General features: G+C 61.2%; 15 protein-coding genes and 5 pseudogenes. 10 read left to right on the top strand and 10 right to left on the bottom strand.

Annotated elements, in window-relative coordinates; genetic code table 11:
- Positions 1-117 precede the first annotated feature (117 nt).
- From J3367_RS20670 to J3367_RS20640, 7 genes and pseudogenes are all read right to left on the bottom strand, one after another.
- A pseudogene (locus J3367_RS20670) lies at positions 118-618 on the bottom strand (helix-turn-helix domain-containing protein); the annotation flags it as partial.
- Positions 533-1,270 carry an IS3 family transposase gene (locus tag J3367_RS20665; RefSeq protein WP_421462524.1) on the bottom strand — a complete coding sequence of 246 codons (738 nt, stop codon included), beginning with the start codon at positions 1,268-1,270 and terminating at the stop codon, positions 533-535. The pseudogene J3367_RS20670 and the gene J3367_RS20665, both read right to left, overlap by 86 nt.
- Complete coding sequence (locus tag J3367_RS20660; RefSeq protein ID WP_421462522.1) at positions 1,222-1,533, bottom strand: transposase; 312 nt, start codon at positions 1,531-1,533, stop codon at positions 1,222-1,224. The genes J3367_RS20665 and J3367_RS20660 overlap by 49 nt, the downstream gene beginning before the upstream one ends.
- A 298-nt stretch (positions 1,534-1,831) precedes the next feature.
- Complete coding sequence (locus J3367_RS20655) at positions 1,832-4,720, bottom strand: glycosyltransferase family 4 protein (protein WP_421462521.1); 2,889 nt, start codon at positions 4,718-4,720, stop codon at positions 1,832-1,834.
- Positions 4,721-5,250: 530 nt separating this feature from the next.
- Positions 5,251-6,207, bottom strand: a complete 957-nt coding sequence (locus J3367_RS20650; RefSeq protein ID WP_421462519.1) for a GDP-mannose 4,6-dehydratase — start codon at positions 6,205-6,207, stop codon at positions 5,251-5,253.
- A 53-nt stretch (positions 6,208-6,260) separates the two neighbouring features.
- Positions 6,261-7,235, bottom strand: a complete 975-nt coding sequence (gene gmd, locus J3367_RS20645) for a GDP-mannose 4,6-dehydratase (protein WP_421462517.1) — start codon at positions 7,233-7,235, stop codon at positions 6,261-6,263.
- A gap of 274 nt (positions 7,236-7,509) precedes the next feature.
- Positions 7,510-8,745 carry a class I SAM-dependent methyltransferase gene (locus tag J3367_RS20640; RefSeq protein WP_421462515.1) on the bottom strand — a complete coding sequence of 412 codons (1,236 nt, stop codon included), beginning with the start codon at positions 8,743-8,745 and terminating at the stop codon, positions 7,510-7,512.
- 291 nt (positions 8,746-9,036) lie between these two features.
- On the opposite strand from J3367_RS20640, the gene J3367_RS20635 reads away from it, so the two are divergent.
- From J3367_RS20635 to J3367_RS20615, 5 genes are all read left to right on the top strand, one after another.
- On the top strand, positions 9,037-11,388 hold the full coding sequence (locus tag J3367_RS20635; RefSeq protein ID WP_421462514.1) for an FkbM family methyltransferase: 2,352 nt from the start codon (positions 9,037-9,039) through the stop codon (positions 11,386-11,388).
- A gap of 26 nt (positions 11,389-11,414) precedes the next feature.
- Positions 11,415-13,778 carry a glycosyltransferase gene (locus J3367_RS20630; protein ID WP_421462512.1) on the top strand — a complete coding sequence of 788 codons (2,364 nt, stop codon included), beginning with the start codon at positions 11,415-11,417 and terminating at the stop codon, positions 13,776-13,778.
- Complete coding sequence (locus tag J3367_RS20625; RefSeq protein ID WP_421462510.1) at positions 13,775-14,944, top strand: glycosyltransferase; 1,170 nt, start codon at positions 13,775-13,777, stop codon at positions 14,942-14,944. The genes J3367_RS20630 and J3367_RS20625 overlap by 4 nt, the downstream gene beginning before the upstream one ends.
- A gap of 159 nt (positions 14,945-15,103) precedes the next feature.
- Positions 15,104-16,534: a mannose-1-phosphate guanylyltransferase/mannose-6-phosphate isomerase gene (locus tag J3367_RS20620; protein WP_421462508.1), complete on the top strand. Its 1,431-nt coding sequence runs from the start codon at positions 15,104-15,106 to the stop codon at positions 16,532-16,534.
- Positions 16,535-16,897: 363 nt separating this feature from the next.
- Entirely contained in the window at positions 16,898-18,007 is a 1,110-nt protein-coding gene (locus J3367_RS20615; protein ID WP_421462507.1) for a glycosyltransferase, read from the top strand.
- 118 nt (positions 18,008-18,125) lie between these two features.
- Here the strand turns inward: J3367_RS20615 and J3367_RS20610 are convergent.
- Positions 18,126-18,426 (bottom strand): annotated as a pseudogene (locus tag J3367_RS20610) (transposase); the annotation flags it as partial.
- Between the two features lie 232 nt (positions 18,427-18,658).
- Here J3367_RS20610 and J3367_RS20605 point away from each other — a divergent pair.
- From J3367_RS20605 to J3367_RS20595, 3 genes and pseudogenes are all read left to right on the top strand, one after another.
- Positions 18,659-18,853: pseudogene (locus J3367_RS20605) on the top strand (IS3 family transposase); the annotation flags it as partial.
- Between the two features lie 425 nt (positions 18,854-19,278).
- Complete coding sequence (locus tag J3367_RS20600; RefSeq protein ID WP_421462505.1) at positions 19,279-20,094, top strand: ABC transporter permease; 816 nt, start codon at positions 19,279-19,281, stop codon at positions 20,092-20,094.
- Positions 20,095-20,099: 5 nt separating this feature from the next.
- Positions 20,100-20,843, top strand: coding sequence for an ABC transporter ATP-binding protein (locus tag J3367_RS20595; RefSeq protein ID WP_421462503.1), 744 nt, complete (start codon positions 20,100-20,102; stop codon positions 20,841-20,843).
- 431 nt (positions 20,844-21,274) lie between these two features.
- Here the strand turns inward: J3367_RS20595 and J3367_RS20590 are convergent.
- Positions 21,275-22,482, bottom strand: a pseudogene (locus J3367_RS20590) (IS3 family transposase).
- A 297-nt stretch (positions 22,483-22,779) separates the two neighbouring features.
- Here J3367_RS20590 and J3367_RS20585 point away from each other — a divergent pair.
- Positions 22,780-23,796 (top strand): annotated as a pseudogene (locus J3367_RS20585) (IS30 family transposase).
- A 235-nt stretch (positions 23,797-24,031) separates the two neighbouring features.
- Complete coding sequence (locus J3367_RS20580; protein ID WP_421462501.1) at positions 24,032-25,378, top strand: hypothetical protein; 1,347 nt, start codon at positions 24,032-24,034, stop codon at positions 25,376-25,378.
- On the opposite strand, the gene J3367_RS20575 is transcribed toward J3367_RS20580, so the two are convergent.
- Positions 25,359-26,181, bottom strand: an 823-nt coding sequence (locus J3367_RS20575; RefSeq protein ID WP_421462499.1) for a metallophosphoesterase, incomplete at its 5' end; no start/stop codon positions are given. The two genes, J3367_RS20580 and J3367_RS20575, sit on opposite strands and share 20 nt — an antisense overlap.

The following is a 26,181-nucleotide window of genomic DNA, read 5'->3' as shown; positions in this document are numbered from 1 at the left end:
CAGCGAAATGGCGTTCGACATGGCGATCTCCTTCATGAATCGCCAGTCCGCTCCTCAACTGCATCAGATATGAGTCAGACCCAATTTTGGACGCCGATCGGGGGTCAATTTTGAAGGCCGTTTGACAAAATAGGTGCGCAAAGCCGGGTTGGCCGCAAGTTTGGCGACTTTCGGACGCCGGCTTGATCGCTCTGCATGCCATTGAGCCGTTGTCGCCCGATACTCCAGGCCGCCGCTGCGCGTCGCGGCGTTGTGCCGTAGCTCTCTCGATATCGTCGAGGGGGCGCGGCCAAGTCGCCGGCGGATCTCCTGCCTCGACACGCCTTGAACGCGAAGAAGTGCGATCTCCTCACGCTCGGCAAACGAGAGATAGCGCCCCGAGAGCGGCTTCGCCGAAGATTTGAACATCACTGGTGGCATGCCGCGCGCCTTCCGGAAGCAACGGGCGCCGACAGGAGCTGACATGCCCGCCGCCAAGGCAGCATCCTCGCACGACCTTCTTTGTGCAATACTGGACTAAAACTGATGCAGCTCAGTTCGACCCGCCACAGAAGGCCGTCCTGGTGACGGCATTGGAGCTTGTTCGGAGCGATATGATCTCCGTCGTTTGACGCCCATCGCAACCTCCTTCGTCTAGGCGTTGCGACGACCGGTTGAATGGAAGTTGCGACCCCTGATCGCTGTGATGGATCACGCTGACCGGCCGGCGCTGGACCAGTGCCATGTTGATGGCATCCAGCACCAACTGGGACTTCAGATCATGACCCATCGCCCAGCCGACGATGCGCCGCGAGAAGGCGTCCAGCACGACGGCCAGATACAGAAAGTCGCCCCATGTCGGAACGTAGGTGATGTCGGCGACCCAGAGTGTCCGGGGCATCGGCGTAGAAGTTGCGATCGACCAGATCGCAGGCCGGGACACCCCGGTTGTCGCGGAAGGTGGTGCGAAGATCCCTACGCCGGCTATGCCCGCCGCTTTCATCAGCCGCTCGACGCGCTTGCGAGCGACTTGCACGCCCTCGTCGGCGAGTTCAGCGTGAATGCGAGGCGCCCCATAGGTCTCTTTGGAGGCTTTGCGGATCGCCGTGATGCGTTCGGCCAGCACCGCATCGGCGTTGGCCCAGGCGCTCGGCCGGCGTCCCGCCCAAGCGTAATAGCCGGAGCGGGAGACACCGAACGCATGGCACATGGCATGGATGGGGAACATGGCCTGGTTCGCCGTCATGAACTTGAAGACCGAGACGACATCGCGTCGCTCTGAGCAAACCAGGTCGCGGCCTTTGCCAGGATGTCTCTCTCCTGTCGAAGCTGGCGGTTCTCCCTGCGAAGGCGGCGGAGCTCTTCGCGCTCCTGGCTGGTCACCCCATCATCGCGGCAGCCGCCATCACGATCGGCCTGCCTGATCCAGCCGTGGATGGTCGCGGCACACGGCTCGAATTCGCGTGCCAGATCCTCCGTGCTTCGTCCCGGTCGTGCCAGGGAAACGATCTGACCCCTGAATTCAGACGGGTAAGGGTCTCTCGTTCTCGGCATAGCGACACTCTCCTCTTACAAATCGGATTGTGTCCATCAAACCGGAGGAACCCCAACTCCAATGAGATGCGTCGAGCTACTTACACGTCATGTACAAGGGACGGTCGCTACCGAGGCTTCTGAGCTCGCGGCAATGGACTAGCCGAACGGCAGGGGCCAAAGCGGCAATTTTCGAGCACAACGAGGCGCAGCATTCCCGTTGCCCATCTGTCGGAAGCCGCCTAATACTTGGCGCGCGCCGAGCTCAACAAAGCAGAGCCGGCCACGACAAAGTCGATGGAAGCTTGTATTAGGCGTCTCATAAAGGAACGCGCAACCCACCCTTCCACCAGGCACATTCTTCCTGCAGAACCGTGATGTGAAGGCTCATGCCCTGCCCCAAGCACGCCTCTGGGGGAAGCTGGACGGCGAGGACGGCGGTCTCGCCGGGGATGAGCACGAACGGAATAAGCGAGCGCGACGCTTTGTCGGCGAGCACCATGCCGTCACCGGCGCACAGACGGGCAGCGATCTTGACGCCGAGGCGACCGGTTTCATCGCCGGCGCTCGACCAGACCTCGTTGGAGAGGTTCGTTAGGGCGACGACGATGCGCAAGCCGTCGCCCCCCGGACCAGGCGCGACGCCCTCTACGACCTCAATGGCGAACCGGCGCTCTTCCTCCCTGATCTCACGCAACATCGCAGTTACGCCGATATCAGTGATCGTCCGATAGGCGGCACCGCTCGGCGGCTGGTAGGTGAGATACCAATTGCCATCGACGACCACCGCCTCAAGCTCCGCGGCGCTCTCGGCCCAGCCGGGCCATTCCTGCCGCGACCTCACCGCCGAGATACCGCGGCTTGAGCGCGCGATGAAGCGCCGGAGCGCCTGGTACAGCGCTTCGGGCGATCCGACCTCGAAAAACGCGGCCTCGCCGACGCCGCCCGCGACTTCTCGGAAGACCGGGATGTCGCTGGCGATCACTGGCTTGCCGAAATGCGCCGCCTCGACGATCGGCAGGCCGAAGCCTTCGGCATGGGATGCCGCGACCAATGCGTCGGCCTCGCCATAGAGACGGACGAGCGCGGCGTCGTCGACGCCCTTGTGCCAGATCAGGCGTCGACCGAGTTCGGGGCTCTCGCGGATGCGGCGCAGCAGCGACTCGACGCCCCAGCCGGGCTTTCCGACGATGACTAGCCGGGCATCCGCCCCCTCGGCCCAGAGCCGCTCGAAGGCGTCGAGCGCGACCCGGTGTCCCTTGCGCGGCTCGAGCGTGCCGACCATCAGGAAGACCGGCGCCTTTTCCGCATCGTCGCCAGCCAAGGCGGGCGCGGCGGCGGCATCGCCGGCGAAGTCCGCGCCCAGCCGCCAGTAGCCTATTTTCATCGGATGCGGGTAATTTAGGGCGCACAGCAGCGCGTAAAACTCGTCCGCGACGGCGCGGGAGATACAGACGAATCCGGTGGAGAACCGGAGGGCCAGGGTCAGCCAGTTCCGGAAGGCCAGAGGGAGGTTCGGCACGCAGTAGGCCGGCATTCGCAGCGGCACGAGATCGTAGAGGCAGGTGACGATCTCGCCGCCACGCAGACGCGTGGAAAGGAAGTAGGGTGCCTGCCCCGTATCGAACGTCCAGGAACTGTCGAGCATTAGGACCTTGTCGCCGGGTCGAGGACGCAGGCGCTCGGCGACCGCTTTGTCCGGCGGGCCCTCGATCACACCCCCCGCGTCGTACCAGCCGTCCGGTCCGTCGCAGTAGGACAGGATCCGCAAGGGCCCAGTCCCTCGCTCTACGGCGAACATCCGGCTGCAGATCTTGTTGACCACCCGCTGGATGCCGGTCTTGTGGTCGACCTGCATAGTCGAGGTGGCATCCACGATTAGGCGCCCGGGTTCGGTGACCGGCTCGGCGAGGGCGAAAACCGTCGACGCGAGGTCGACATCCGTGCCGACCTGCCGCCGAAGTTCCGCATAAGTCAGCGGTAACGGTTCAGCCGTCTGGGCTGGCAATTCCTCGAGACGCTTGCGCAGGGCAGCGATGGCGATGTCAGCCGACCGGGCCCAAGTGAAGCGTTGGGAGCGACGGGACGCCGCCTCGACGACTCCTGCCCGGAACGGGGCGTCGGTGAGTATTCGCGTCATTACCGCTGCAAGTTCGTCGGCCGATGACGGGTCGAACAGAAGCCGCTCATCGCCGATGACTTCGAGCAGTGCCCCGGCCTTCGCCGCGGCGACGGGCGTGCCGCAGACCATGGCCTCAAGCGCAGTCAGTCCGAAACCCTCCATGAAGGATGGCTGCACCAGCATGCTGGCACCCCGATAGAGCCTGACGAGTTCCGCTTCGGTGACATGCCGGTGGCAGACGAGCTGTGACAGGCAGAGACCCCTTGCCTGCCAGCGCTGCATAATTTCGTCAAGCGCGGCATCAGGATAGTCGCCGGCGATGACCATCTGGCACTTCTCCCGCACAGCGGGATCCAGCCGGGCGAACCCGTCGGGCAGCAAGCTGACATTCTTCCGCCAGTCCAGACCGCCGACATAGAGCACATAGGGGACATGAGCCGCCGCATCGCCGGCAGCCTTTTGAACCGCTAGTGTCTGTTTGAAAATGTCAGAGATGCCGGCCGATATGTTGACCGCCGGAACGTCCCCGAGGATGTCCTCGAGTTCCAGACGTGAAAACTCTGAGATACATAGGTTGAGTTCAAACGAGCGATGCGCGCCGAGCCGCCGTTCGTAGTAGGCCTTATTAGCATCCGCAATGAGATAGCGGTCGGGAAAACGGTGGGGAATGGCGTCGTAGAAGATCGATGCGACGGGAACGGCGCTGCCTGGCTGCTTCAGAAGCGGGACAGCCGGATCGGCGGCCCCTTCGAACGGACTGGTCGAGATGGCAAAATCCGGCGCCAGCGCCTCGACGTGACGGGTAAGGGCCGCCTCGCTGAGGTGCCGCCGCCCAGTGTAGCCGTCGAGCACCTCGCCGTTGTCGCGGGCGCTATGCCAAACATGGATGTTCTGCGGCCGGAAATAGGTCCGCACCGCCTCGCGGGCCGAGATCGCCGCGGCCGGCATCGCGGCGTTGAAAGAGATCAGCATCTCGACGTCGTGATGAGTCTCGGCGATCGCCTTGATCAACTCGATGGCGTAGCGGCCGATACCCCGGCGGTTGCTGGCGGTCTGCAGGCACTGCCCGTCGAACCAGACACGCACTTTAACGATCCGCCTTTTTCGCGCCGAGCTTGCCAGCCAGCAACGTCGCCCATTTCGCCTGCATCGCCGGCTCCGGCTCGAGGTACCACTCCCGGTCCGCCAGAAAGTCGAGTTCCGGCATAGCGACTCGCTGTTCGGCAACAAGGCGAAATAGCCATGCCCGTAGCGAAGGCAACAGCGCGATAACCCGTATTGCCACGTGTTTGGTACGCGGTTTGTCGCGTAGATACCCGGCCCCAGCACGCGCTAACCGCCCCGCAACGCGTCTTGGACGCGAGCCGGACTTCAAAAACAACCAGGCGGAGGCACCCTGTCTCAATGTCCGTAGCAAACGCACCACGACGTTTGAACCGCGCGGTTGCCCCTCGCTGCTGACCGACGGCGCTATGAAGTAGCGGTGACACCAGAGACTGCTAAGCATGCCGCGTCCTCGGATGAATCGCGCGGGAAGCCAAACGCTACCGGCTTTGCCGTTCCGGCGTCCCGGTGCCGGTCCCTTGCAATGGGAACATGGTTTGCGCATGGCAGGATCAACCCTGCCCGCGCCAGAAGTCGAGGACGTCGCGGAGCGTGTCCTCGAAAGCGATCCCCGGAAGCCACCCCAAATCAGAAGCAACCTTCCGCCCGTCGCCCACCGCCCGGGGGACCAGATTGGGCCGAAGCCGATCCGGGTCGACGCGGACTTCTATCTCCATCCCCGACAGCTCAATAAGCGTCGCAAGGATGTCGCCGATCCGCCATGCCTTGCCGGAGGCGAGATTATAGACGCTGGTCGGCCCTGTCGGGACAGACGGGTCCAAGGCGGCGGCGGCATAGGCCCGAACCACGTCACGAGCATCGAGGAAGTCCCTGTGGACGTCGAGATTGCCGACCGAAATGATCGGCTCCTGTTCACCCGCCAGGATCGCGGCAATCTGGCGCGCAAAAGCTGATACGACATAGGTATCGGCCTGCCCCGGTGCGGTATGGTTGAAGGGCCGGAACCGGATGGCCTTCAGACCATCATGGGCCATTTGCCCGATCATTAGGTCTGACGCAGCCTTGGTCGCGCCGTAGACGCTGGTCGGGTGCAGCGGAGCCGCCTCGCCGATCGGTCCCTCGACGGCCAGAAACGAATCGCCATAAGCCTCCGAACTGCCGACGTTGATGAAGCGCGCCTCCGGCGCGTGTCGCAGTACCGCCTCGGCGAGGTTCATCGCACCATACAGATTGACGTCCCACGCCCGGCGCGGTGAACGATGCGCCTCCGCCGGGGCGGCAATCGCAGCTAGATGCACGACTGCGGTGGGCCGGGCCATCTTCACGGCACGATCAGCAGCTTCGCTGTCGCTGATATCGAATGCTTCACCCTCGGCTGCACCGTAGATCGTCACCGACTGGCCGTCGCCGCCGTCCGCCTGAAGATGCCGCACGAGCAGCGTGCCAACGAACCCACCGGCGCCGGTGACCAGGACTCGATGCTGATGATCCATCACGCTATGGTTCATTTCCCAAATAGAAACTACCCGAAGCGCCGCAGTTGGCGCGCCGGCTGCCCCTCTCAGCGAGTCAGACGCTTTATATCAGCCTCGACCATCTCGATGATCATGTCCTCGAGCGCGATCTGCGCTTCCCAACCGAAGGCGGCCTTGGCCTTGGCCGGGTTGCCGAGCAACACGTCGACCTCGGCGGGTCGGAACAAGGCAGGATCGATGATCAGATGATCGTCGATCGAGAGGCCGGCATGCTCGAAGGCGATGCGGCACATGTCGCGGACCGTAGTCGTACGGCCGGTCGCGATGACGTAGTCGTCTGCCGCGTCCTGCTGCAGCATCAGCCACATGGCCCGGACATAGTCCTTCGAATGGCCCCAGTCGCGCTTGGCGTCGATGTTGCCGAGGCGCAACTCGCTGGCCATGCCGAGCTTGATGCGGGCAACAGCGTCGGTGACCTTGCGGGTCACGAATTCAATTCCGCGCAGTGGCGACTCATGGTTGAATAGAATGCCGCTGGACGCGTGCATCCCGTAACTCTCGCGATAGTTCACGGTCAGCCAATGGCCGTAGAGCTTCGCCACGGCATAAGGCGAGCGTGGATAGAATGGCGTCGCCTCGCTCTGCATCGGCTCCTGAATCAGGCCGTACATCTCCGACGAAGAAGCTTGGTAGAAGCGCGCCTCTGGACGCTCGAGCCGCACCGCTTCCAGCATATTGGTAACACCGAGGCCGGTTACCTCGCCCGTGAGGATCGGCTGTTGCCAAGAGGATTTCACGAAGGACTGCGCGCCAAGATTGTAGACCTCGTCCGGCACGACGTCGCGCATTACACGGATGATCCCGGACAGATCCAGCAGATTGCCGTCATGAATGCGTACGTCTTTGTCGACACCAAGCCACTTTAGGCGCACGTCGTTGACGTCAGCCGTGCTCGAGCGCCGAACCAGACCGTGAACTTCGTAGCCCTTCTCTAGCAGCAGCTGCGATAGGTATGCCCCGTCCTGGCCGGTGATGCCGGTTATAAGCGCGCGTTTAGTCATAGCGTTTTACTATCCCGTTCGTCGTACGTTGCCGTGCCGATCCTGACGCCTAGCGAATGCTGCCTTTATCGACCTCTCCGGCTCGGGGCAAGACAAGCGCTTGAGTCGACTCAAGCAGCAGCTGTCGGCGGCACACCAAGGTTCTCGAGAGCCTATGATGAGCCACCGAACCAAAATTCAGATCGCCAAGCACTCGCCGCGCCTGACGCGGGCGCTCGCGTCAGGCGATTCCTGATTGGGTAGCGGGTCCAGAGACGATGCCGGCCGCGATTCGTTAGACGATCTCGATTTCCGGAAAGGGGAAAAGAAACTTTCCTCCGGTTGACCGAAACTCCGCCTCCCGACGTAGGATGCCTTCTTTGAAGTGCCACGGCAGAACTAAAAAATAGTCCGGGTTCAATGCTCGCGCCTCAGTTTCTGAAATGATCGGGATATGCGTGCCGGGTGTCACGCGACCGAACTTGTCGGGATTCACCTCCGCAATGGCTGGTATTTCCGCCGCCGTGAGGTTGCAGAACTGCAACATGACATTTCCCTTGGTGGATGCTCCGTAACCAAGAATCTTTTTGCCGTCGGCGACGAGCGTCTTAACAAGCCGCGTGAGATCATCCCGATGCCGAAAGACCCGTTCCTCGAATTCGCGAAATGGGCGGGGCGTGCCGATTCCCATTCGGTCTTCTTGGGCCAGGAGCCAGTCCACTACAGTGCGGTTAGACTTGACCAAGTTGCGACCAGCATGGGTTGCGGTGACCGCGAAGCTGCCGCCATTGATGTTATTCATCACCACGTCGACGATCTGCAAGCCAGCGGCTTCGACGATTTTCTGAACCACCGAGAGCGAATAGTACTCCAAGTGCTCATGACAGATCGTGTCGTAGGAGTTGGTGCGCAGCATCGACGGCATGTAGCTCTGCTCGAAATGCCAGATGCCGTCCGGCGCGAGGATCTCAGCTACTTGCCGTGCGAACGCGATTGGGTCTTCCAGATCGTAGAACATGGCGATCGAGGTGACGATCTTCGCCGACTTGTCCGAAACGGACCTGAAGGCGTCCGCGCTAAAGAACTCAGGCACCAGCGCGATCCCATCGGGATAGTAGGATGCGAACTTGCGGCCCGTCGGATCGATGCCGATGCGCTTCAGACCTGGCGCGGAATACGCCTTCAACGTGGTAGCATCGTTGCTACCGATATCAACTATCACGTCGCCGATGCCCGGCTCGGCGAGGCGCTCAAGATATCTTACCTTGAGCGTCAGATGGTCAACCATGGACTGGTTGAGCCCCGATCGGTAGCCGTAGTTTTCGCCATACATTTCTTCGGCGTTATAGCTGTGCCGCAACTGCAGAAGACCACTATCTGGGCTCCACACCAATTCCAGCGGACCCTCGGTCACCTGCTCTTCGGCCGACCCCGGGAAAACGCCCGTCAACGCCTGACGGCCGAGATCCAGCACACTTACGAGATGAGATGTTCCAGCTACGCGGCACTTGTCGATTTCACGGTAAGACAATGTATACTTTCCTCGCCAACGAGAGACGCGACTAGGTGATCGGCGTATGATCGTTGCAATCATACTGTGCCAAGTGAGGCCCATTGTGTTGCCCGACCGCGAGGGTACGGTCAAGCCGTCAGGCAGCAGTTTGCATCTCGCCAGCTGTTTCGCTGAATGATGCCATCAATGTTGCATCTGCCCGCGGCATCTGCGAGACCTCGGAAGGCTTGCAGCGGCACTGATGTCAACCGGGCAAACAGTCGGATCGTTTGACTGCAGCCTACAACGCTGACAGATCTGGAGAGCGTTTTGGAAGATGGTCGAGGAGGTGACGGGGCGGTTGTTCCCGACGCATCTGCTATGATGAATGCGCCGCAGATGGCGAATGAGGTTGCTCAGATCCCGGGCCAACTCATCTCATACGCCCAGAACTTTGAAGACGTCCTTCTGAACCGTGTTTTTGGCGGTAAGCAGACTGGATTCTACATCGATATCGGTGCTTACAAGCCGGTTGAGGGCTCGGTTACCAAGCTCTTTTACGACCGGGGTTGGAGCGGGATCAATATCGAGCCTGGCAGCGTTTTTGATGAATTGCAAGCGGCGCGTCCCCGTGACATAAATCTTCGCATGGCCGTACTTGATTATACGGGCGAAGTCGCTTTCTTCGAAAATCCGCGAGATCGCGGGACCTCACATGTCGCTGAAGAGGTTGACGCAACAGCCGTCACTGTCCCGTGTGACACCCTCGAGCGGATCGTCCAATCCTATTCGAACGGCAGGGTCATTGACTTTCTGAAAGTCGATGCCGAAGGCGCGGAGGCAACTATCGTACGAAGCACCAACTGGCGTAATTTACGTCCGCCGGTGATGCTGTTCGAGGCAACAAGGCCTTGGAGTACGACCTTAGCGAATGACGAGTGGGAACCGCTCCTGCAGGAGCAAGGGTATACACGTGTTTTTTTCGATGGCATCAATTGCTACTATGTTCCAGATGAACTGGTAACGTCGCTCGCGCCGCATTTTGCGGCGCCAGTCAATGTCCTCGATCGTGTCATCAAGGCCGATCAGGCCTTTCGCGAACAGACCCTCGCCCACCAAAATAACAAGCTTCGTGAAGAAGTCGCATCTGCCGAGCGGACAGCAAGCGAACTGGGCAACCAGTCCACAACGGCGACAGAGCGAGTACGCGAACTCGCAAGTCAGGTCCACGAGGCGCGCGCGACTGCCGACTCTCTGCGCCAGCGCCTCGAGCACGCGCAGGCTGAATTAATCATGCTGCGCAATCAGGTGGAGCAGGAGCCCGTGGCGCATGAAGCCTCGCGCGAAGATGCGCTACGCCGGCGCCTCGAGCACACGGAGGCCGAATTGATCATGCTACGCAACCAGGTGGAGCAGGAGCACCTGGCGCATGATGCCCCGCCCGAAGAGGCGCGGAAATTGCAGAGTGGCTCAGGTGTCGGCCTGCATCCCTCCGGCTTTCGCGCGAAGCTGGCTCAGGCGGCGAAACGGGTCGCATGGGGCAGCTACCGCGTAGTCAGGCCGATCGTGCGGCCTATCGCTTGGCGAAGTCGTAGTTTCTTCAATGGACCTGTTATTCACGCCATACAACAGACCCGAGATGATCCGCGGCCTGTTTCGGCAAGAGAGCTGGCCCTCGGCACAGGCACTCAAGTTCTGGCGGAACTCCTGCGACTCCAGGAAGTACAGGCAGCGGAACTCGCTAGAATGGCGAAGGGGGTCGAAAGCGCGCTGTTGACGATTACGCTTGAGGCCGCGTCGCGCACCGAAGACTCCGGCGCCGTCGTTTCTGCGGCCCCAGGACTGGCGATCGCTTGGCTCAGCCTGCCGCAAGGCCGCGAGGCCGAGTTCATATATTCCCGCAGCGACATGAGTGTCGGCGGGCAGATCGCGGCATCAGGCGAGTGGGAGCCGCATGTGCGCCGTTGGCTTGAACGAACGGTCAAGCCAGATTGGACCTGCCTCGACGTCGGCGCTAATATCGGTGCTCACACCTTATCGCTGGCTAGCCTTGCTTATATGGGCCAAGTGATCGGCTTTGAGGCGGACCCGGCAAATCATGCGTTGCTGGCGCGCAACTTGGCGGCCTTGGGCGGTGCTGTCGCCAACACCGACACTGTCAATCTAGCGCTGTGGGACGAACCTGGCCAACTTCTTCTCGGCAGAGTAGATGAATTCACCGGTTGCTCTTTCGTTGATGCTGGAGCGCTCGATGAAGCGGGGGTCGAACGCCGCCTGCGGGACGTCGTCAACCTGGGGGCAATCACAGATCGCATCTTGCACACGCGAACGTGCGAAGTCGAGGCTGGCACGCTCGATACGTGGGTCGATGGGAAGGCACTGCAGCGCATCGATCTCATTAAGATGGACACCGAGGGCGCCGAGTTGCGCATCCTTTCGGGAGCCAAGGGGGTGCTGAAGCGCTATCGCCCGCTCCTTCTCGTTGAGTATAATCCCCATTGCGCTTTCACGCATTTCGGCGAAGAGGCGGACAAGCTCTATCGTGCACTCGTTGAAACCTGCGACACTGTCGGCGCGCTCGAGCCGGACGGCACCGTGACGACGATTGATGACTGGAGCGATCTGAAGGCCAAGCTTGAGTGCGGTAAGGGCCGGGAAAATCTGGTATGCGGCTTCACATGAGCGCCGGCTCGGCAGGAAATGCAGGGATGAAGACTGACACGATCCGACCGCCGGATTTGAAGCTCATCGTAGACGTCCGCTGCCTGCAGGATCCTAATTTTGCCCGGCGTGGTGTCGGCCGACATGCTTTAGCGCTGCTGCGCAACGCGCCGCAGCGATTCCGCCTGATCGGCCTCTGCGATCCGGACCTGCCGCCGCTGATCCCCGAGGCGCGGGAATGCCTTGCCGCCGCGGTCGGCAACGCTTATGCGGCGGCCGGCGCCGACGGCTTCGTTGAGTTGTCGCCGATGACGCACGATCCGCGCTTCGTCATGCGGCTGATGCAGGCACCCGACCTCATTCGCGTTGCCGTCGTCTACGACTTCATTCCTCGCCGCAATCCGAACCTTTATCTGAACACCCTCACTGCGCGGCTGGCTTACGCCGAGAACCTGCGCTGGCTCGCAGGATTCGATCTTTTCTGCCCGATATCGCGCAGTGCCGGGGACGACCTGGCAAATTTGCTGCGGATCCCCCCCGTTCGTATTCGCACCACTGGTGCGCCGGTCGACCCGGTCTTCGCGCAGGCCGCCAAGGCAGATCGGCACGTCCCTCGGCACCTTCTGGTTGTGGCCGGCCCCGACCCGCGTAAGAACCCGGAGATCGCCATCCGCGCCCACGCGCGATCGCAATTGCTGCAGGACCACGACATTCCGTTGGTCGTGGCCGGCAATTACGGGCCGGACGACTTGCGCCAATTCGCCGGCGTGGCGGCAGAGGCCGGCGGCCGGGCAGACCTGCTCGAGGTTCCCGGACATCTCGACGACGACGCGCTGGTAAATCTGTACGCGCGAGCGCTCGCCTTGTTTGCGCCCTCGCGCGACGAAGGTTTCTCGCTGCCCGTAGTGGAAGGCATGTCTGCCGGGTTACCCTCCGTCGGCAGCGATATACCAGCGCATCGCGAATTGCTGCCGGATGCAGCAGATCGCTTTTCTACCGATGACGTGGAAGGTCTCTCGACACTGATGGAGCGTCTGGCCTTCGACTCGAGCCTGCGTGCTGAGACGGTTGCGCGGCAGGCGGGGGTCTGGCAACGCTACCAGGACCATCAGGTCGGCAGTCGTTTCTGGGACGCCATATCCCGCCGCTTCGCTTCCTATGTTCGCCTGCCGCACCCGATGGTAGTGCGGGGCCGCCGCCCGCGAGTAGCACTGCTCACCCCGATGCCGCCGGACCGGTCCGGCGTGGCGGACTATACCGCCGCGACAATCGCCGAACTGGGGCGCCTAGTCGACCTTGATGTGTTCACCGAGACCGCCAAGTCGTCGCCGGCGCCGGATGCTGCCAGTGTTCGCCCGCTCGACAGCTTCGCTCATGTAGCGCCGTGCTTCGACCGAGTGATCAGCGTCATCGGCAATTCGCACTTCCACACCTCCATTTTCGAGATGCTGCGCCGCTACGGAGGAGCGGCCATTGCACATGATGCGCGCATGCTCGGCTTTTACCGCATCATCCTCGGCGAACAGCGTGCGCTGGACGTAGCATCGAAAGAACTGGGCCGGCCAGTAGATGTACTGGAGTTGAACAAATGGCTGGCCGACGAAGGCACGGCGAAGGCGCTGTTTCTGGGCGAGATCCTCGAGGTCGCTTCGCCGATGATCGTTCATTCGCCGGTCACTGTGCGGCTACTGACCGAGCGGCACGGCGTGCCGCCCGCCTACGTGCCCTTCAGTATCTATCGTCCCTGGGCCTCAGAGGCGCTCACGCCCGACGCCCGGGCGGCCGCCCGGCAGCGCCTCGGCCTTGCCGATAAGGAAATCGCCATCGTCAGCTTTGGCGGGGTGTCGCCGAGCAAGGCGCCGGAGGAATGCATTTGGGCGCTCGACTTCCTGCGCCAATGGGGCATCCAAGCCAACCTGCATTTCGTCGGTAGCCTGCGCGACATGCCTGACGGGGGCACCCACCTTCGCGCGACCGTCCAGCATCTTGGGCTGACCGGTCACGTCCGCTTTCAGGAAGACTTCGTACCGGAGGAATGCTATCGCGACTACCTAGTCGGTGCAGATCTCGCCTTGCAGTTGCGCACCTATGATCTAGGCGGCTTGTCCGGCGCCCTCCTCGATTGCGCCGCTGTGGGCCTTCCAACGGTCGCCAACCAGTCGCTCATCGATGCAGTGGGGGTCCCAAGATCCTTCAATCGCGGCGTTAACGATGCGCTAAGCCCGCTTCTGATTGCCGAAGCATTGGCCGAGTTGCACGAAACCGGCCTTTCCCGCCGGCGACCGGAAGAAGAACGACGTGCCTTTTCCAAGGAGCGCAGCCTTGCCAGCTATTCGGCGCGCCTCTGCCGCGTGCTCGGCCTCGACGTGGAGACCTCAGCTAGGCGGGTGCCGGACCATCTGATCGCATGAGTGACGTCATCTTCGACTGCACGGAACTCTATCAGAACCCTGTGCGTACAGGTATTCAGCGGGTCGTCCGGGAGATGTTGCGGAACTGGCCGGAAGATGGGCCGCGTCTGCATGTCGTGCGATACGACAAGGATCGAAGCTTGATCCGCCTTTCCGAATGGGCAGTCCGCGTACTTGCGGACCAGGAACCGGGCGGCGACAGCCTGCCGCGTGACGCGATCGTCGCCCTGCTCTCAGCAGGCGACCAGTCGCCCTCCGAGCAGCTACCTGACGAGGCAGTATATTTCATCCCCGAGGTCTTCTACGATCCGATGCGTTGCCGCTACTATGAAAGGCTGATGCAAGACTACGGGAAAACCGTGGCGATGCTCGGCTACGATTTCATCGCCTATCTCGAACCGCATCTCTTCAACCTGCGGACCTGTATTGGCCAGATGGAGTATCTGCGGCTGATCGCCAGGGCCACTCACGTGGCGCATATCAGCGAGGCGACGCGACGAGACTACGAGCGCCGCATCCTGCGCTTTACCTCGCCGAGCAAGGGCCCGGTTCTGCCGCTTGGTGCGGATGGGCTGGTCATGGAACGCCAAGCATGGCGCCCTGATCGTCGAAACTTCGTCGCACTCGGGTCGATCGACCAACGCAAGAACCAACAACTGATCTTTGAGGCTTTCCGGCAACTCTGGAGCGATGGCCACAATGCGAGACTGACGCTCATTGGCCGGGCGTTTGCCGCCGCTGATATTGCCTGGCTCGAAGAGGCGCAGGCCTACGAGCAGTTTTGCTGGCTGGACGAGGCATCCGATGCTGACATCCGCCGCGAACTCGTCAACGCCCGATGCACCATCTACGTCTCCGAGGCGGAAGGCTATGGCTTGCCGCCTGTCGAAAGCCTAGCGGTTGGCATTCCGGTGATCACCACCGCCGCCATGCCGAGCCTCGAAGGGATCGTAAAATGTGGGCAGATCAGGCTCGACAGAGTGTCCGCGGCAACGATCGCCGGCGCCGTGGAAAGCGTACTGACAGAAGAAATAGCGACCCGTTTGTGGGCGAACCTTCGGACTCTTGAGCTGTCAAGTTGGGCAGGCTTAGGAAGCCAAACCGCATTATGGCTCGAGAGCACTTTGCGCCATCGTAGCCGTGATGTCGCCGCGGGCCTTCAGTAGAATGTGTCTGCCTGAGGAAAGCCGTTAACTGTCCACGAAACCGGGGGAACGCCAGAACGCTATCCGCCGCATGGCTTGACGTCGATGAGATGGAGATCTAGCGAAGCCTTAAAGCAAGTTGGTCGCGCCGAATTGCAAGTCATGGAGATGTGTCATTTCATGAGTGAGATCGACCGAAACGCCCTCATTACGCCGATCATCATGGCCGGCGGATCCGGCACCAGGCTTTGGCCGCTGTCCCGCGAGACGATGCCTAAGCAGTTCATCACCCTGATGGAAGATGGGCGCTCGACGTTCCAAGAGACGCTTCGCCGCGTGACCGGTCCGGGCTTTACCCGGCCGATAGTGGTGACCGGGAATGATTTCCGCTTCGTCGTGGCCGAGCAAATGAAGGCTGCAGGCGTGGAAGGCGAGATCGTGCTCGAGCCCCAGCGTCGGGACTCTGCTGCAGCCGTCGCGATTGGCGCGCTGATGGGCTTCGAACGCGATCCAGATTCCGTCTGCCTCGTTCTCGCCGCCGATCATGTTGTGACGGGCACCGAGCAGTTCGTGGCCAATTGCAGCGCGGCGGCGAAGGTCGCGCGCGAGGGCCGGATCATGACGCTCGGCATCGTGCCTACACAGCCTTCCACGGCCTACGGTTACATCGAGTGTGGGGCTCCACTCGGCGTCGAGGGAGCGTTCGATATCGAACGTTTCGTGGAGAAGCCGGTTGCGGCGCATGCGCAGGAATATGTTGCGCAAGGCTTCCTCTGGAACGGCGGCAACTTCCTATTTCATGCTGACACCATGCTTGAGGAACTTGAGGCCTACGCGCCCGAGGTTCTGGCCGCGTCCCGCGCAGCGCTAGCCGGAGGCACGCGGGACCTCGACTTTCTGCGCCTCTGCGCTGCCTCCTTCGCGCTCGCGCCGAAGATCTCCATCGACTATGCGGTAATGGAGAAGACCCGCCGCGCCGGTGTAATGCGCGCGACCTTCGGCTGGTCGGACATCGGCTCGTGGGATTCGATTTACGACATGAACACCGCCGACGCCGACGGCAATGTCCTGGAAGGTCCTGTGTCGGTCTTGGGCACCAACGGCAGCCTCGTGCGCTCCGAGGGTCCGCTGACGACCGTGATTGGGCTAAAGGATGTGGTCGTCGTCGCGCTGACCGATGCCGTTCTTGTCGCGGCCATGTCGGAAGCGCCGCGGGTGAAAGAACTCGTCGCGCAACTCCAAGCCCAAGGCTACGGTGAAGCGACCGATCATCTCCGCATCCATCGCCCCTGGGGGTGGTACCAGCGTATCGATATCGGCGATCGCTTTCAGGTGAAGCACATCTGTGTCCATCCAGGCGGAACGCTCTCGCTCCAGCGACATCATCATCGGGCCGAGCATTGGGTGGTCGTGCACGGCACGGCCCAAGTCACGATCGACGGTGTCGTGAAGCACTACCACGAGAACGAGGCCGCCTATCTGCCGATCGGCTGCACGCATCGGATGCATAATCCCGGCAAAATCGACCTCAAGATCATCGAGGTACAGGTCGGCTCCTACACAGGCGAAGACGACATCGTACGCATCGAAGACATTTACGCTCGGAGTTGAATTCGGTGAGCGGCCTAAAATTCGGGACGAACGGCCTGCGTGGACTGGTTGTCGATCGGGTCGAAAGACCTCGCCAAGCCATGCCGTAGCGTTTCTTGATTATCTTGCGCGGCGTTGGCGCAAGCTGTTCTCGACAGAAACCTCGAGGTTGCTGCGGAGGCTGTCGCGCGCTGATCGGACAGCCTGTAGGACTGAAGGCTTCCTGTGCGCGTAGGGCGCAAATGGCCTTCACGACCTAGCAAGCAAGCCATTCGCTCGCGAACGAGCGGCCGACCGGTCGGTCATGCTCTTCTACGGAACATCGGCTTACGCGGGCGACCATGGGCCTTCCGGCGCTTCGTCAAAACAGGAACGTACTTCCATATGCTCGAACACCCTGCCCGGCCCTTGATCGTCCACGACTATTTCGCGATCAGCGGGGGCGGAGAGCGGTTGATCCTCACGCTCGCGGACGCCGTCGACGCAGACCTTCTGTTCGGCTATCGCGGTGTGAACAGCTACGATTTTTCGATGTTTCCGCCGGTCGCCCGAGATCTGACCTTGCCGGGCCCACTACGCCGTCCGGGGTTGCGGGCTGCCGCGCTCGCAGCTCGCTTCACGATGGAGCGCCGGGCAGTGGCGCGCCACGAGGTGCGCATTTTCTCCGGCGTAGCCGCACCTTTCGCGGCGCCTTCAGCTTCATGTCCCGGCCGGAACATCTTCTATTGCCATACGCCGCCGCGATTCCTGTACGACCAGCAGGCATATTTCTCGCCGATGCTTGGCGGCCCTGCCGGTGTCCTGAAGAAGGCCGGCTTGGCACAGTTCCGCCGAGGCTACGAGGCCGCGGTCAGGCGGATGGACACGATCGTCGCCAACTCCGAGACAGTGCGGGAGCGCATCCGCTCATTCCTAGGCCGTGACAGCACTGTCGTCTATCCGCCGTGCGACACGAAAAGCTTCGTCTGGGGCGGCCAGCAGGGCTATTATCTGTCGACCGCACGTCTGGCCGGGATGAAACGCGTGGACCGGATCATCGACGCCTTCCGCACGATGCCGGACCGGGAGCTCGTCGTGGCATCCGGGGGTGACGAACTGGAGACGTTGCGCCGTCGCGCCAAGGATGCGACCAACATCACCTTTCTCGGCTGGGTCAAGGAGGATCGCCTGCGCCGGCTTATCGGCGAAGCAATCGCCACGATCTACCTGCCGGTGGAGGAGGATTTCGGCATGTCGCCGGTGGAATCCATGGCGGCCGGTAAGCCCGTGATCGGCGTTGCGGAAGGCGGCTTGCGTGAGACGATCGTCGACGGCGAGACAGGCATTCTGCTGCCGCGGGATTTCCAGCCGGCCGACATCGCGGAGGCCGTCCGCCGGCTGCCAGCGCCCCGGGCGGCGGCCATGCGCGCGGCGTGCGAGACACGTGCAGAATTGTTCTCTCAAGAGCGATTCGTCGCGGGCATTCGTTCCCTCATATCGGGGCAACTCGCATAGGGTTCAGACTCATTCAGACCCAGAACGCGATGAGGGCTGCGAGCGCGAATGTCAAACGGCCTTCAAAATTACCCCCTATCGGCTTCCAAAATTGGGTCTGACGCATTTTCGATGACGATCAGGCGGCGCCGAGCAAGCGGGCCTCGAGAAGATCAAGCTTGGCGCGCCCGTACATTTGCCGCTTCACGAGCTTGAGCATGTTCACCTGGCCTTCCGTCTGGCCGTTCGACCAAAGTTCGGTAATCGCGCCCTGCACTGCGGATGCATCCTTACTGATGCCGCGAGCGAAGGACGCCAACAAACTTCCCTCGGCATCGTGAGATCCAGGACGAAAGATCCCCGATTTCTCGACTGCGGATCATGGCATGAAACCGGTCGATCAACTCTCTCGCCTTGGCCAGGTTGGGCACTCCGGTGTCATTCGGCCCTTTAATTGCGGCTCGCTGTCAACTCCCACTTTGATGTCTCCGCCGGGGCCAGGGTCCTTTTCGAGGTCGCTGCCTCATGAGGGTTTTCGGGGATGGATGGACTTGCCCGGGAAAAGTGGAGAGCACCAACTGAGGAACCAGGAGGTGTTCTTCAACAGCCTTTGTCGACCGAATTTGGGGAACGGCCAAGCCTCAAATGCCGCTTGACCGACGTAGGAGCATCAACTCGATGGTGGAAACGTTCTTCAAGACCATCGAGTCGGAGCTGATCTAGCGGGTCGCATGGCAATCCCGCAAGCAGGCCGAAAACGCCGTCGCCCAATACATCGACGGGTTCTATAACCCTGTCAGGCGCCATTCATCGCTCGGCTTCCAGAGCCCCATCGCCTTCGAGCGAAACGCCCGAGAAATGAGCTAAACGCTCTCCACAAAAGCCGGGCAAGTCCACTCCTCAACTGCATCAGATATGAGTCAGACCCAATTTTGAAGGCCGTTTGACATCTTGGGCCGATGGTGCGCGCAGATGCGGCCGCGAGGACGCGCTCTACAGATGAGAAAAACCGCAAGAGCCTTCTGCACACATCAGTCCGGTCACTACAGACCGATCTGTGAGAGCGTGGCAAAGCCATCGGACTTCGACAGCTTCATACCTAAGGCACCCCGAAATCATTGAGCTCCAAATTCAATAATTTTGAGCCTTAGCTGCGGTTGCCACGGGCGGCGCAGTAGGCGGCAGCGCGTTGACAAGGTGTCGATGTGCTGCGACATCACGCGGCAACGGTGGTGGGAGCCAAGATCGAAGCGTAGGCTCAGGCTGCCAAGCACCCTCGCACGGGAGTGGAGATGAGTGTACCGGTAAGACAAGGCCCTATGGGTATGGCCGATTCGAAAAAAATTTCGAGAGTCAACCTAAGGCAGGAGATCGCACTAGCATGGTATTTTGCTTGGAGCGATACGCGGGCCCGTTACAAGCGCAGCGTGCTCGGGCCTTTTTGGTTGGTATTGAGTACGATAGTCGGTGTCGGCGGCTTGGGGCTCGTCTGGAGCGTTATTCTTGGGGTGGATAGGGCAACATTCATGCCGCTGCTCACCGTGGGGCTTGTTCTCTGGCAGCTCGTATCCGGCTGCATTGTCACGGCAGCAAGTGTGTTTCACGCCAACGCGCCAATCATTAAGAATATGCGAACCCCGACTTGGCGAATTTCCCTACAGCTGCTGTTCCAGCAAGTTGTCAACCTTCTTCATAACCTTGTGATTGTCGCTATAGTTCTAGTTATTTATCCAAATATGCTATCGCCGACGGCGTTCATGTCAATCCTAGGTCTCGCATTGGTCTTGTCTAATATGTTCTGGGTCATTCAAGTCGTTGGAGTTCTCGGAGCTCGCTACCGTGACCTCGACCCTTTGGTCAGTTCAATCATGCCGATCCTGTTCTTTCTTTCGCCCGTACTCTTTCGAGCAAGAGACTTTGAAGGACTAACATTTTTCATGACCATTAATCCAATCGCCTATTGGATCGAGATCGTGCGTGATCCTATTCAGGGGACCCTGCCAAGTCTTTCAGTTTATGTATTCACGATTGGCATGGCCATCGTGGGTTGGATCATCGCTTTGTCACTGACGCGCGCTAAAGCAGCCCGTCTTCCCTTTTGGGTTTAGTCGCAATGGCCAAGATCAGCCTCCAAGACGTCTCGATCGAGTATCCTATCTACAACGCAGGCTCCCTGAGTCTGCGCCACCAGATTTTGGCGGTAAGTACAGGAGGACGGATATCGCGCGAGGACAGGCGCATCGTTACGGTAAAGGCCCTCGCCGGTATCAATCTCGAGATACGCAAGGGCGACCGGATCGGCCTTGTGGGCCACAATGGCTCGGGAAAATCGACGTTGCTGAGGACTCTTGCTGGCATCTATACGCCAACGCGCGGACATATTACGATAAACGGTCGGGTATCCACCGTGTTTGGGCTGGGCGCTGGCATGGACACGGAACTTACAGGTTACGAAAACATCGTGCGTATGGGAATGATGTTGGGTGCCACCCGAGCCGAGTCCAAAAGCCGCATTCCGGACATAGAGGAATTTTCCGAGCTTGGCGATTTCCTCGCGATGCCGGTTCGCACCTATTCCGACGGCATGAAAACCCGCCTTTCCTTCGGGGTGGCCACGGCTGCCCAGCCGGAAATCCTGTTGGTCGACGAAGTGCTCGGAGCTGGCGATGCAGAATTCCAGCAGCGGGCACAGAGCCGTATGGTCCGGTTCGTCGAAAGATCGAGCATCTTCGTTCTCGCATCCCATTCGACAGAGCTCCTCAAGAAGTACTGCACGCAGATCATTCACCTCGAACATGGTCAGGTGGTGAGCCAGGAGGCGGTGGAGAACGCACAGGTTTTGGATGATCTCGAATGAGCTGAAGGCTGGCTCGCTTCCAATGAACCCGGTGCGTCGGCAGCGATGCATCGGGAAGTACCTAATGGAAATCCGGACTTGCCTCAAGTATCAGCATGGCGAAACTTGCTTACAATCTCACGCGCTTCGTCTGGCATGAGGAAAGAGGTGCGCCCGCATGCCAGCGAAATCACTGTCCTGCGGACGAGGGAGTTCAATAGAAGCCCAGACGTACAAACTCCCTCGCATCAGTAGCCGTGTCAGCGGCGGCACATCACCGAAGCCAAAATCGGGCGCCTGAACGAACAGTTCTTCGAAGTATCCAGCTACTGTTCGGCTTAGAGTAACTCGGACGCTTTCGGAAACGCCGCAATTTCGTTCTTTCGGCGAATTGCTGGAACTTACGGCGATGACTGGGTTTGCGTCGACGCTGTGACCTGCCACTGAACCTGTCATCCAGCGGCGATTAGAGCCTCGGCGATTTCTGTTACGCCGTAGGGCGCGGGGTAAGCAACCGGCGGAGGCGCGGAGCTTTCATCGAGCGAAGCGTCGGAGCCGGTTGCGGTGAGGGTTCCGGCGAAGGCCGACGGGGTCTGGTATCCGAGTGAGGAATGCGGTCTCGCGGTGTTGAAGTCCTGCCGCCATTCGGCGATGGCGCTGCGGGCGTGATCGAGGCCGAAGAACAGGCTCTCATTCAGGAGCTCGTCGCGCATCCGGCCGTTGAAGCTCTCGACATAGCTATTCTGCATCGGCTTGCCCGGCGCGATGTAGTGCCACTCGACGCGATGATCCTTCGACCAGGCGAGGATCGCGTTCGAGGTGAACTCGGTCCCGTGGTCCGAAACGATCATCTCCGGCTTGCCGCGACGCCTGATCAGATCGGTCAGTTCACGTGCCACCTGCCGACCGGAGATCGAAGTGTCGGGGATCACGGCCAGGCATTCGCGCGTGACGTCATCGACGATGTTGAGCACACGGAAGCGCCGCCCGCAGGCGAGCTGGCCGTGCACGAAGTCGGTGGACCAGCGCGCGTTCGGTCTTGCCGCGACCAGGATCGGCGCCCGCGCCCCCACCGCGCGTCGCCGAGCCCGGCGCTTGCGCACCGTCAGCCCTTCCTCCCGGTAGAGCCGATAGATGCGGTTGATCCCTGACGGCTCACCCTCCCGCCGCAGCAGGACGAACAGGCGTCGATAGCCGAAACGCCGTCGCTCATTGGCAAGGTTACGTAGCCGGCCGCGCAGTTCGGTCTCCGGCGGACGGCACGACTGGTAGCGGATCGTCTTGCGATCGGCGCCGACGAAGAAACAGGCCCGACGCTCCGACAGGCCCATGACGGCCTTCAGATGCGCGACGGCTTCGCGCTTGGCGGCGGGCCCTACCATTTTCTCGATAGTGGGAGACCGCAGCTCGGACGTCGCGGAGTGCCGAGGCTTCCAGCATCTGGTCGGCGAGCAGCTTCTTCAGCTTCGCGTTCTCGTCTTCCAGTGCCTTCAGGCGCTTGGCGTCGGACACGTCCATTCCGCCATACTTCGCCTTCCAGTTATACAGCGTCGCCTCGCTGACCCCGTGTTTGCGGGCCAGGTCGGCTGCCTTTGCCCCCGCCTCGTGTTCCCCGCAGAACCGCAATGATCTGCTCGTCCGTGAACCGCTTCCGCTTCATTTGTCCGTCCTTCAATCGAGGCCGGACTTTAACGCCAGGTGGAGGAAAAACTCAGTGGCAGGTCAATCTCGCCTGTCTGATCGTCAGTCCGATCGATCTCGCATCAATCCCGACGCGACCCCCACGCACTGCCCGGAAGGCCTTGACAGCGACCTCGGATATTCGGCTGACGCAGCCATCTGACGTCGTTGCACGCATCAAGGCGCCCCCGAAGACGACCACACCTTGGCAGATCCATCGAAGCAGGCCAGAGTTCCAGCGCGAGGTGCAACACCCCCTAGCCGATGTAGGATCGGTTTGGTTTCCACACCTTTCGGGAGTGTTGCCAAGTCATGCTACGAGCATCTTTCGTCCGCCGAAAGAGAGCGGATTGCCATTCTCCTCGCGGCCGGTCATTCGGAGGCGGGCATAGCCAAGACCCTTGGCCGGTCGCGGTCGACTATCAGTCGCGAACTGGAACGCAACGCGCTGCCAGGCGGCGACTATTCGCCGGTCGTAGCCGACGGAGCCTATATCGAGCGCAGGAGGCGGGATGCCGTGCTCGAGAGTGACGGGCGCCTGCGCCAGTTCGTCATCGAGCGCCTGTCGGAAGGCTGGTCGCCGGAGCAGGTCGCGGGCTGGCTGAAGAATGGTGCGGAGCCGAAATTGCGCGTGCTCGCCACCGAGACCATCTACGCCTTCGTCTATCGCGCCTCGCAGAAGGCCGAGGAGCTCTGGCGCTATCTTCTGCGCCAGCGCAGGACGCGCCGCCCGATGAGAGCACGCCTGTCAAGTGATACGATCAAGAACCGCCGCTCCATCCAAGACCGTCCGGCCGAGGTCGAGGATCGCCGATAGGTCGGGCATTGGGAGGCTGATCTTGTCATCTGCAAGCGCGCTCGCCCGGTTCTCGTCCTTCATGAGCGAAAGACCCGTGTGACGCTCGCCACGAGGCTGAACGGAAAGACCGCCGCCGAAACCACCGCAGCGATGACAGCCGTCTTCCGGCGTGTTGCTCCCGGCCTGCGCTCCTCGGTGACCTTCGACAACGACACCGCCTTCGCCCGCCACCGCCTGCTCGACGACCTGTTCGGCATGTCGACCTGGTTCTGCGACGCCTACGCTTCCTGGCAGAAGGGAGGCGTCGAAAACGCCAACGGACGATTGCGATGATGGCTGCCCAGATGGCTCGATCTCGACACCCTGTCTGAAGCCGATCTCCAGGACGCCATCGTCAGTCTCAACACCACTCCGCGAAAATGCCTCGGCTTCATCACGCCCTTCCAGTGCCTCCTCCACGAACTTGGCAAGGACGTCAGAATCCGCTTCTCATGAGCATGTTGCGCTTCACGCTGGAATCCACCAGGAGTTGTCAGCGAACTGGAACCGAAAGGCCGCATAACAGGGTCGGGAAGGCGGCGTCGCGACAAACCCTCCGCTCTGGCAGCAAAAAACTGCGGAACATACTAGCGCTTTTTTCGCGACCGCGGAGTCGACGCGGTTTCTTCGCAGAGATTCTTTCTTGTCGGCGTGGCTACGTAGGTGGACGGAAGCCATGGAGCCAACTGCAATGACTGATTTCATCTGTGTCAGGCAAGAATCGATAACCAACACGGCTGGTGCTGCCACTGGGGCGTCGCACGGTCGCCGCGCTTCGGAGGGCCGCGATCTCGGTCATTGCGATCCGGAACGCCGCAGTCTCATGTTGGCTGGAGCACCTAGACCTGTTGATCCGGCACGGGGGGCGGATCCCTTCGATGTCCGTGCTCGTATCGACGACGCAACAATGGCCACGAATGCTCAAAGGCGGATTGGTGCAGCAATTGCCACAGAACTGCTGTTCACGGTGACAGCAGATGCGCTCAAACGTACGGATGCTGTCGCAGATGAGGACGTTGCAAGTCCGCCGGCTGAAGCCGTTGATGGAGCAGCAATTCTGCGGCGCTTGGCGATCGAAAATCATTGGAAATGTGAATGGCTTGACGACCTTCCCGCCGAAAAGGGGGCATCGTCGACCTCCAACCATAAACTGCAGCACAGATGGCCGGCACTGACGCGCATCGCAGGGGAAGAAACGCGGAGGTGGCTCGAAGCGTTCGATCCGCTCAAAGTCATGGCGCTCACGGGGCTTGTGCTCGAGGCTTGTGTCTTGGACAAGCGCTGGCGCGTGGCTTGTTGGCGCCTCGATCTCGATGAAAAGACGCCTCATTTGTCGGTTTTCGTCGTACCGCTCAGGCAGAGCCTTTCGAAAACGGGTGAATCAAAAACCTGGGTCAGCGTGCGTACACATCTCGGAAAAAGGCATCAGCTCAGCGCGCTGCAAGACTGGGCCGGGGAGGTTTGCGCTCCGATTGGCCTCGTCCGCGGACGGCCGTGGTCCGAGACAGGCGCACGGCACGTCTCGCCGAGCCGCTATCGATTTCGGGCGCTGAAGGCGGCAGAAGCAGACCTCGCCCAGCGCGAAGCTGCGCTGCTGGCGAAAGAAGAAGAGTGCGAAGCCAGACAGAACGCTCTCGATGCCCGAGACGCAGCAGCCGCGGCGCGGGAAGCTGCAGATCAGAAGCGGCAAGCAGCCCAGAAGCTCGCCGAACGTGAACTTTCGCAGAAGCAATCGCTGCTGGACGACGATATGGATCGCGCCGCGAATGCGATCCACGCAGCCGCGGGGATCCTGAAACGTAGTCCATCCTTGGATCCGGCTTGCTCGCTGTATCGCGTCCTCTCTGACTATTTGCGTAAGCGGCCGGCGTCCAAGGCCGACGAAATCGACGCGGTCTTTCGAGAATGGGTGCAGCAAACGAGTAACGTGGCGCAATCGTCGCAGCACCGCACCCCCGAGAAGCCGATGCTTCCGACCTTGGTCTTCGATGAACCCGAACTGTCAAATAACGCTGGGGTCAATAAGGCGCGCCCGTAGAAGTGGTAAAAAGGCCTGCGTGGGCTGTCGCGCTTGCGCGTTCCTGACCAGTGGACACCGCTTCGATCAAGCAGTTGCGTTTAAAACCCGTCGCTTCATCGGCACGGCCAAGCGGGTTCGCGACGATCCGCGTTTCCGCAATCCTGTAGTCGCGGGCCGCATGGATATGCCCGTGGATCCAGATCTGCGGCCGCCACATCTCGATCGCAGGCTCCATGTCCGAAGCGTAGCAATGGTCCAGCGGATCGTGCGGAAGCGCCAGGGAGCGCAGGCTCGGCGCATGATGCGTCACCACGACCGTACGACGTGGATCAAGGCCACCAGCGAGTGCATCGGCCAGAAACCGGCACGAGGCACGGTGCCAGGCGAGCGTCGTCGCCGGCGTGATCCGCCGCGAGCGCCGGGTCGACGAGGCGCGGTGGATGCAGCGGTAGTCGTTCATCCCGCGTCGTGCCGCCGCATGGGCCTGCGCGCGGCTGACGTGGGAGTCCGACCGCAGATCAGTCCACAATGTTGCGCCGAGGACTGTCAGGCCGCCGATCGTCGCGGCATCGTCGGACAGGAGCGTGATCCCGAGCCTGGCGGCCAGGTCACGGCCCGCCTGAAGCTCGTCCTCGACGGTAAAGCCATTCGGCGAGCCATCGCGGTACCAGTCGTGATTGCCGGGAACATAGATCGTCGGCACGCCGGCAAACCGCTCTCCCAGCCATTTGAGCGAGGCCGTCAGCCTGCCAGCGCAGTCGCCCGCAATAATGGCAATGTCGAACGGCGTGGTGATCTCGGTTGCCGGATCGAAGGAGCGG

It is taken from the genome of Aurantimonas sp. NFXS3 (assembly GCF_049132005.1).
Classification (GTDB): Bacteria; Pseudomonadota; Alphaproteobacteria; order Rhizobiales; family Rhizobiaceae; genus Aurantimonas; species Aurantimonas coralicida.
Note: the sequence above shows the minus strand (reverse complement) of the source record. Positions and strands in the feature narration are given on the sequence as shown.